Annotated in this window: 9 protein-coding genes; 4 read left to right on the forward strand and 5 right to left on the reverse strand. The window is 70.9% G+C overall.

The genetic code is table 11. From position 1 onward, the window contains the following. The 4 genes from QM638_RS23005 to QM638_RS23020 all read right to left on the reverse strand — a co-directional run. Positions 1-976 (reverse strand): cation:proton antiporter (locus tag QM638_RS23005; protein ID WP_415146013.1); only part of this gene is annotated, 976 nt, incomplete at its 3' end. 10 nt (positions 977-986) lie between these two features. Then, the gene (locus tag QM638_RS23010; protein WP_415146015.1) at positions 987-1,469 is read right to left on the reverse strand and encodes a TrkA C-terminal domain-containing protein; all 483 of its coding nucleotides are present in this window, start codon (positions 1,467-1,469) and stop codon (positions 987-989) included. A gap of 95 nt (positions 1,470-1,564) precedes the next feature. Beyond that, the gene (locus tag QM638_RS23015) at positions 1,565-3,478 is read right to left on the reverse strand and encodes an MFS transporter (protein WP_415146017.1); all 1,914 of its coding nucleotides are present in this window, start codon (positions 3,476-3,478) and stop codon (positions 1,565-1,567) included. After that, the gene (locus QM638_RS23020; protein WP_415146027.1) at positions 3,475-4,542 is read right to left on the reverse strand and encodes a phosphatase PAP2 family protein; all 1,068 of its coding nucleotides are present in this window, start codon (positions 4,540-4,542) and stop codon (positions 3,475-3,477) included. The genes QM638_RS23015 and QM638_RS23020 overlap by 4 nt, the downstream gene beginning before the upstream one ends. A 327-nt stretch (positions 4,543-4,869) precedes the next feature. Here QM638_RS23020 and QM638_RS23025 point away from each other — a divergent pair, with 327 nt between their 5' ends. Further along, positions 4,870-5,073, forward strand: coding sequence for a cold-shock protein (locus tag QM638_RS23025; RefSeq protein WP_415146019.1), 204 nt, complete (start codon positions 4,870-4,872; stop codon positions 5,071-5,073). 408 nt (positions 5,074-5,481) lie between these two features. After that, entirely contained in the window at positions 5,482-5,637 is a 156-nt protein-coding gene (locus tag QM638_RS23030) for a hypothetical protein (protein ID WP_415146020.1), read from the forward strand. 50 nt (positions 5,638-5,687) lie between these two features. Here QM638_RS23030 and QM638_RS23035 read toward each other — a convergent pair whose 3' ends face one another. After that, on the reverse strand, positions 5,688-6,767 hold the full coding sequence (locus QM638_RS23035) for a hypothetical protein (RefSeq protein WP_415146022.1): 1,080 nt from the start codon (positions 6,765-6,767) through the stop codon (positions 5,688-5,690). 18 nt (positions 6,768-6,785) lie between these two features. Between QM638_RS23035 and QM638_RS23040 the strand changes: the two genes are divergently transcribed. Next, the gene (locus QM638_RS23040; protein ID WP_415146023.1) at positions 6,786-7,664 is read left to right on the forward strand and encodes an NUDIX hydrolase; all 879 of its coding nucleotides are present in this window, start codon (positions 6,786-6,788) and stop codon (positions 7,662-7,664) included. Positions 7,665-7,867: 203 nt separating this feature from the next. Then, positions 7,868-9,022 (forward strand): phosphate ABC transporter substrate-binding protein PstS, encoded by a 1,155-nt coding sequence (pstS, locus tag QM638_RS23045; protein ID WP_415146025.1) that lies wholly within the window; start codon positions 7,868-7,870, stop codon positions 9,020-9,022. The last annotated feature ends 40 nt before the right edge of the window (positions 9,023-9,062 follow it).

The following is a 9,062-nucleotide window of genomic DNA, read 5'->3' on the forward strand; positions in this document are numbered from 1 at the left end:
CCCTGATCCGGCCGGGCCGGCCGACGCCGGCGCGGCGGCCGGCGACCCAGCCGGTGCCGAACTTGGTCGCGATGCCGATCAGCGCGAGCGCCAGCGCCGGCAGGAGTACGTCGGGCAGCGTGCTCGGGTCGGTGGACAGGCCGAAGAACACGAAGAAGACCGCGGCGAAGATGTCACGCAGCGGCTCCAGGATGGTGTGGATGCGCTCGGCGATGTCGGAGGAGAGCGCGATGCCGAGCAGGAAGGCACCGACCGCCGCCGAGACATGCGCCGCCTCGGCCGCGCCGGCCACCAGCAGCGCCAGCCCGACCAGACGGAGCAGCAGCACCTCGTTGGAGCGCGAGACCACCAGCCGGGTGACGAACGGGCCGAACCGCAGCGCCCCGAAGAGCACCACGGTGAGCACGGCCAGCGCGATGGCCACCGACTTCAGCGCGGACAGGCCGCCGGCGGCGGCCGCCAGCGCGGTCACGATCGGCAGGTACGCCGCCATCGCCAGGTCCTCGAGCACCAACACCCCGAGGACGGCCGGGGTCTCCCGGTTGCCCAGCCGGCCCAGGTCGCTGAGCGTCTTGGAGATGATGCCGGACGAGCTCACCGCGGTGATGCCGAACATCGCCACCGCGGCGGTCGTACCCCAGCCCAGCAGGTAGGCGAACGCGACCCCGGGCAGGCCGTTGAGCAGCAGGTCGAGGCCGCCGCTCGGCGCCTGGGTCTTGAGGTTGTCGACCAGGTCCTCGGGGGTGTACTCCAGGCCGATCATCAACAGCAGCAGGATGACGCCGATCTCCGACCCGGTGGAGAAGAACCCCTCCGGCGCCTCGATCTGGGCGAGTCCGCCGGTGCCGAAGGCGAGTCCGGCGATCAGGTACAGCGGGATCGGGGAGAGCCCCCAGCGTGCCGAGATCCGGGCCAGGACGCCGAGAGCGAACAGCACCACGCCCAACTCCAACAGGAGCCGGGCGGTATGGCTCACCTCCACGCGATCAGCTGGGGTTGAGAATGTCGGCGGCGGCGCGGACGCCCTCGTCCGTACCGACCACGACCACCTTGTCGCCGTCCTCGAACCGGAAGTCGGGCGTGGGCGACGGCGTCACGGTGTCCCCTCGGACCACCGCCACGATCGACGCCCCCGTCCGGGTGCGGATCTCCGCGTCGCCCAGCGTCCTGCCGATGTACGGCGAGGACGATCGCAACGGGATGCCCGTCGTCGCCAGGCCCTCGACCTGCTCGCGCAGTCGATGCAGCCGCTCGATCACCTTCGGCGCGCCGAGCAGCTCGGCCAGCACCGACGCCTCGTCGGCGTCCAGATCGACGCTGACCTGGACCGCGTCCGGGTCGTACTTGTCGTAGACGATCAGCTGACGTCCGCCGTTCTTGAGCGTCACCACTCCCACGCGGCGTCCGTTCAAGCACGCGAAGTCGTGTCGCAGCCCCAGGCCGGGCAGCTTGACCTCCTCGACCTCCATGGTCGTTCCACCTCCACGTGATTCAACGCTGGACCCTATCTGCTCATTCCACCCCGGGCGAGCCCGGGCGGGGCGGCCGCGGCCCGGCAGAGTGGCTACTGCGAGGGGCACTCGGTGTTGTGCCCGTAGTCCGAGGTCAACCGGTACACCCCCGCCCGCGGCGCGTGCAGCACCGTCCAGCCGGTGGTCTCCGGGGCTGCTTCCGGATCCGTCGAGGCGGTGGCCGACGCGCCGGTCGAGGCGGTGCCGTCCGTGCTGCCGGTGCTGTCGGTGCCGTCCGTGCCGTCCGTGCCGTCCGTGCCGGCGTCGTCCGAGCCGGACGCGGGCCGCAGCTCGCTGACGCAGCCGGTCAGATTGAGGGCGAGCGAGTCCGGGCTGGCCAGCGGCTTCCCGGCTGTGTCGACGAGGACCATCGTCGGGGAGAACTTCTCCTTGATCACGAACCGCCCCGCATGCGGCACCCGGATCCTCATCCCGGCCTCCGTCCAGCTGAGCACCCGGCCACCGCCACTGACCGTCGGTGCCGGGTCGTTGACCGCCAGGATCCGCCATTGATCGACGGACCAGACCTCGCGCAGGTACGACGGGCCGGCCGCGATCAGGGCGTTCTCGGTCACCGATCCGGAGTCGGCGCGCCCGGGCGGCACCACCACGAAGGTGACCGCCCAGGCCCGCAGCCACTTCTTGTACTCCTCGGCGGTGAGCGGCTCGTCCTGGTCGTAGAAGCGCGGGTTGTAGGCCGCGTCCAGCTGCCGGTTCCAGCCGCGGGCGAGCACGAACGGCGGCGAGAACGCGGAGGCCTCCCGGTGGCTGGCGGTGGGCACCACCTCGATCCGGCTGTTGAGCGCGCCCAGCTCGCGCAGCTCGTCCGAGACGGCCGCCACCTCGGTCTCCCAGGAGCTGTCCGGGGTGGTCCGGACCAGGTCCTTGGCCGCGGTGGCGGTCTGCCACACCCCGGAGGTGAGCAACGCGAGCACGGTGACCAGGGTGAGCGGGACCCGGGCAAGCGGGCCCACCCGGCGGACCCAGCCGAGCCCGCGCACACCCGGCAGCAGCCGCCGCTGCTGTCCGGAGGTGAGCACCGCGGTCAGCACCACGCCGCCGAAGATCAGGGCGAGCCGGGTGACGTTGGTCCCGATCGGCGACGGGATCAGCCAGCTGCCGATCACCGCCACCACCGAGATCAGCGCGGTCAGCCGGACCACCCGCCAGTGGGGCGGGGTCACCACCACGACCAGCAACGCCAGCAGGCTGGGCAGGATCGTCGAGGCCCAGTTCATCGGCTGCACCCCGCCGGAGGGGAAGAAGATCTTGACGAAGATCACCACCGCTACGGCCGGCAGCCCCAGCGCATAGGACTCGACCCGACGCCGTACCAGCCACAGCGCGGCCGCGACCAGGCCGAGGAACAGCCCGTCCACCGGGCTGCCGAAGGTGGCCAGCAGCGAGAGCAGCGCCACCAGCCCGATCCGGCCGGCGCGCCGGTGGGGACCGGCCTGCCAGGCCGGCCCGGTGGCCACCAGTACGGCGATCGCGCCGAGGCCGAACACCATCCCGATCACGAACGTGGTCCGCCCCGAGATCGAGTTGCCGAACAGCGCCACCGCGCCGACCAGGGCGGCCGGCAGCGGGCGGCGTACCTCCGGGAGCCGGGTGAGGATCAGCGCGATCAGGCCGGCCGCCGCGGTGGCGGCCAGCATCATCGCGGTGCGCACCCCCAGACCCGCCATCAGGTAGGGCGAGAGCACGCTGTAGCTGACCGGATGGATGCCGCCGTACCAGGCGAAGTTGTAGGCCTTGAGCGGGTTCCGCCGGGCGAACTCCGCCCAGGCGTCCTGGGCGGCGATGTCGCCCCCGCTGTTGGCCAGCACCAGCACCCAGCACAACTGCAGCACCGCTGCGACCAGCACGGTCACCGCCACCACGCTCACCGCCGGATGCTCCCGGGCGAGCTGGTGGAGTCGTCGGGGCCGGGTGGCCACGGCGGCTGGCTCCGCGGCGTCCCTCACCGCGCCTCGGCCGCCGAGCTCTTCCGTCGGGGCCGCCTCGGCAGCCGGCGGAAGACGGTGACATGGCCGAGCAGCAGTGCCACCGCGGCCAGCACCAGGCCGGCGATCAGGTCGGCGAGGAAGTGCCAGCCGAAGTAGAGGGTCGCGAACAGCACTCCCACCAGGTAGATGGTGAGCAGCACCGTCAGCACCCGCTTGCGGTAGTAGGCGGCCATCAACGCGATCAACGCGGTCAGGCCGGTGTGCAGGCTGGCGAACGCGGAGATGCTGACGAACGTCGAGGGGTCCGAGGGGTCGGCCAGGAATGCCTCGCGCTGGGCGGTGTACGTCGCCTGGTTGTCGGTGATCACCGAGTGCGGCAGGCCGGCGAAGTCCGCCGCCGCACTGAAGCACGGCCCCAGGCTGGGCACGGCGTAGTAGCTGATGGTGCCGAGGATCCACGCCCACATCCCCGCCACCAGCATCACCAGCCCGCGGCGCGTGTTGGTGATGAACGCCGGCGCCGCGACGATCGCGATCGACACCAGTTGCGGGAAGGACTCATAGATCCGGGCCAGCAGGTGGGTCATGGTGCTGCTGGTGCCGAGCATCCCGTGCACCACCTCGGCCGCGCTGTGTCCGAACAGGATCCACCGGTCGAACGCGGCCAGGTCGCGGTCGCGCGGGGTGTTGAACGCGTCCCAGCTCTTCAGGTTGCGGTAGCAGAGGTAGACCAGGTGGTAGGCGATGATGGTGGACTCGATCAGCGCCAGCCGGCGGGGTGCGAGCCGTACGGCGGCCTGGTGGCGCAGTTGGGCCAGCGAGGGCCCGGCGCGCACCGTGCGGATGACGAGGTCGACGGCCGCCAGCGCGGCGAACAGCAGCGTCGCACCGACCAGCTTGTGCGCGAACATCCGACCGCCGGGATCGCGCAGACCGACGCCGACGTGCGCGCTCCAGGCCAACGTGACGATCAGGAAGACCACGGCGACGGCCCAGGTCAACGCGACCGGCCACCACCACTCACCGCTGGTGTGGTGCTCGTCGGCGGGTCCGGCCGATGGCGTCGTCTCCGCTGCCTGCATCGCACCCACGCAGGGCATCGTACGGACCCCGGGTGAATCGGATCGAGTCGCCATACGCGCCGGGACCGGCGCGCGCGATTACCTCGACAATCGAGACCACGCGCGACCGGGGGGTACATATGGGGCCGGTAGTTGCTAATGTCCTGCCTGCAACAGGTGCAAGTTCCAGCTGGTTAGGACGCCCGCGGAGTTTGTGATCCAACGGCGTGTCTGCTCTGTGCCCGCCCAGGCGGGGGACACCACAGGTCGGAGCGACGTGTCACCGCATCTGATGCGGGGCCTATCGATCCTGAAGGCCTCTCGCCCCGACTAAGGAGTAACAGAGCAATGGCTCAGGGCACCGTGAAGTGGTTCAACGCCGAGAAGGGCTTCGGCTTCATCGCGCAGGAGGACGGCGGCGACGACGTCTTCGTGCACTACTCGGCCATCCAGACCCAGGGTTACAAGACCCTCGACGAGAACCAGAAGGTCGAGTTCGACGTCACCCAGGGCCCGAAGGGCCCGCAGGCGGAGAACGTTCGCCCGGTCTGATCCGGAGGTCGTCGGTACACCCGGCGCACCAGGGACGAGGCCCCACCCGCTACGGCGGGTGGGGCCTCGTCGCGTCCCGGCGTCGGCTGCGCCGATCGCGATGGCGAGATCCTGACCAGGTCCTGACCAGGTCCTGACCAGGGCTTGATGAGGCCCGGACGAGGCCGTGATCTGTTGCGGAGACGTGGAGCGTGTGACAGCGCGCTCTCAGGTTGGAGTGGCACCATGGGTCCACGGCCGGACGCCGTACGCAGCAGGTGTACGGCAGAGGGCGGACGGGCGGATCTGCGGACCGTGCCAGACCCGAGACATCGCGGCGCGGCTCCCGGTTTCGGTCCACATCCGACCTCGGACTCAGGGATGATGGGCGATCAAGGGATGAATCAGGGCACCGGGGAGAGGAGAGCGATGAACGACCCGTTCGACGTCACGCTCGAAGACCCCGAACTGATGGCCGAGGTGGAGCTCACCACCAATCTGATCGTGGCGGCCAGCGAGTCCGAGGAGCACCTCTCGGTCGAGGAGATCGACCGGATCCTCGGGGTGGAGCCGAATCGCGACTGAGTCGGGTGGGCCCGGGCGAGTCGGCCTGAGACCCGGGGACCCGGTCCGGCTCAGCAGGTGGCGAAGAGCAACGGTCCGTTGCCGAGGTCGCTGAGGATGCTGGCGTCCGCCTTGGGATGGAGCTCCATTCGGACCACCGGGCCGTCGGCGTTGACGGTGCCGAGCCGGAACCGGTCGGTGAAGCTGCCGCCCTGTCCGACCGCCGGCCCCACCGCGAGGGTGGCCCGGGTGTCGGCGTTGGTCACCGCCTGGTCGTGACTCTCGAAGGCCATCGCGGCGACCACCGTGCCGTCCGGCTCGGACGCCAGGGCGAAGCCGTCGTACGGATTGACCTTGCCGGCCTGGGCGACCAGTTCCTTGCCCTGGGACTGGTCGGTGGTGTCGGCGTCGGCCAGGGAGAGCTGCGCGCAGGCGTAGTCACCGGAGTAGAGGTAGGCCGCCGTCGGGTCGCCGATCGCGTCGGCGACCTCGGCGATGGCCGGGTCGAGCCGGGTGTCCTCGAGCGCGTCCACCTGCTGTTGGACGTAGTCGCCGTCGTCGCCGGTGATCACCAGGTGCTGGTCGGGCACCAGGGCGACGTAGGTGATCAGCGGAGTGACCTGCCGGCCGTCACCGGAGCCTTCGACCTGGTAGAGCGCCTCGCTGCCGTCCCAGACGTCGCCATGGCTGGGCGCGGTCAGACCGGTCGCGCGCATGGTGGCGCGCAACGAGTCGAAGGAGACCGAGTCGGGCAGTCTCCCGATCACCACCGCGCCCTTGGTGGACTGGGAGAGCAGCTCCCAGACCAACGTCGCCGGCGACCAGCCGAGACGCCGCTGCAGCAGCACCGCGGAGTCGGTCAGCGTCGAGGCCGGGCTCAGGTCCCGGTCGAAGGCGCGGGAGAGGAACCGCTCGATCTGCGTCCCGGAGGAGTCGGCGTCCACGTCGGCGTCGAGGGCTCGCCGTACCGCCGCCCAGTCGGTGAACGAGTAGCGGTCCGCCCCGCGCGGCGCCAGCCCGAGCGCCTGCTCCAGCTCGCTCGGCCGATCCCGGGTGGCGCGGAGCACCGCCAGCCCGGCGGCGACGAGCAGGATCACCACCAACCCGATCAGGAGCCAGCGGGCCTGCCGGATGTCGGAGCGGAGGGGCACGTGCGCGAGACTACGTGTATGTCGGCCAACGCCCGGGTGACCACCGCCGCCGGTGCGGTGATTCTTCGTCCGCACGGCCAGGTGGCGTTGATCCATCGACCCAAGTACGACGACTGGTCCTTCCCCAAGGGCAAGCTGGAGCGGGACGAACCGGCGCCGGTCGCGGCCTGCCGCGAGGTGGAGGAGGAGACCGGTCTGCGGATCCGGCTCGGCCGGCCACTGCGCTCCCAGCACTACCCCACCCGGGCCGGGGTGAAGACCGTGCACTACTGGGTCGGCCGGTTGCTCGACGGCTCCGGCGATCGGCTCGAGGGCTTCGTCGCGAACGGCGAGGTCGACCGGGTGGTCTGGCTCCCGATCGACCGGGCCGCCGCCCGGCTGAGCTATCGGCGGGACAAGCTGACCCTGCGAGAGGCCGTCCGGCTGCGCAAGGCCACCGTCCCGATGGTGGTGCTGCGGCACGCCGATGCCCGCGCCCGCTCGGCCTGGCAGGCCGACGACCGGGAGCGGCCGCTGGTGCTCGCCGGCCGGCGACAGGCGGTCGCCGTGGCCGGCATCCTGGCGGCGTACGACGTCCGCCGGATCCTGACCTCCTCCAGCGCCCGATGCGTGCAGACCGTCGCGGTCCATGCGGCCGACGCCGGCCTGGAGCCGGAGACGACGGATCTGCTCAGCGAGGAGGATGCGACCCGGGGCACGGTGCGCAAGCTCATCGCGAGGTCGTTGAGCCGGCTGGACCGCCGCGGCGGCACGGTGGTGTGCACCCACCGCCCGGTGCTGCCCTGGGTCTTCGAGGCGATCGGGGCGCCCGACCCGCAGCTGGAGAAGGGCGAGATGGCGGTCTTCCACCTGCGGCACGGGCGGGTGCTGGCGGTCGAGCGGTACGCCACCCGGTGACACCCCCCGGGCTCGTCCGGGCCCACGACGCGCCCCGCCGCGGGCGCCGGCGGCCTGTTCACCTGCCGGCCAGCCCGCGGTCGGGCAATCGTCCAACAGGATGCATGCCGCATTCACCCTGTGTTCACTGACCGCGCGGTATCCGTCCACCTGGTCTCCCTACGGTCTCCTCGACCACTGAGAATCAGCTTCAGGAGATCTGTGTGAACACCACCATTCGCCGGGCGTTCCTCCCCGGTGTCGCCGCCCTCGCGCTCGCCGTGTCCCTCGCGGCATGCGGTAGCAGCGACGACGACTCGTCCGGGTCGGACTCCGCGGACGCCGCCGGAACCACGAGCAGCGCCGCGACCGACTCCGGCGCGGCCAGCGGGCTGTCGGGCAAGGTCGCCGCCGGTGGCTCGTCGGCCCAGGAGACCGCTCAGGAGACCTGGCGCGCCGGCTTCGGGCAGGACAACCCCGACGTCACGATCAGCTACGACCCGGTCGGCTCGGGTGACGGTCGTGCCAACTTCATCTCCGGCGCCTACGCGTTCGCCGGCTCCGACTCGGCGATGGACGACGACGAGCTCAAGCAGGCCAAGTCCAAGTGCGGCGGCGACGTGATCGAGGTCCCGGCGTTCATCTCGCCGATCGACATCATCTACAACCTCCCCGGGGTCAAGGACCTGCAGCTGAGCCCGGCCACCGTGGCCGGCATCTTCACCGGCAAGATCACCAAGTGGAACGACTCGGAGATCGCCGCCGACAACCCGGACGCGACGCTGCCCTCGACCACCATCACCCCGGTCCACCGCTCCGACTCCTCGGGCACGACCGACAACTTCACCGACTGGCTCAACAAGAACGCGCCGAAGGTGTGGACCGATGAGCACAGCTCCGACTGGCCGACCAGCATCAAGGGCGGCGAGTCGGCGGAGAAGACCTCCGGCGTGACCGACACCGTCGGCTCGACCGAGGGCATGATCGGGTACGCCGACGACAGCGGCGTCCAGGGCCTCGACTCCGTGTCGGTGGCCAAGATCAAGGTGGGCGACAGCTACGTCGCGCCGAGCGCCGACGGCGCCGCCGCCGGCCTGTCGGCCTCGAAGCTGGTCTCGCCGGCGTCGACGATCCTGTCCTACTCCATCAACCGGACCTCGACCGACTCCTCGACCTACCCGCTGTTCATGGCGTCGTACCTGATCGCGTGCCCGACGTACTCCGACGAGGCCACGGCCGACATCGTCAAGGGCTTCCTGACCTACGCGGTCTCCTCCGACGGCCAGCAGGCCGCCGCGGCGAACGCCTACTCGGCACCGCTTCCGGATGAGATCTCGGCGAAGGCCACCACGGCGATCTCCACGATCACCGCTGGCTGAGTGTCCGACCCACGCGGCGGCGGGACCGGAGACGGTCCCG

This window comes from Nocardioides sp. (assembly GCF_047606145.1).
Lineage (GTDB): Bacteria > Actinomycetota > Actinomycetes > Propionibacteriales > Nocardioidaceae > Nocardioides.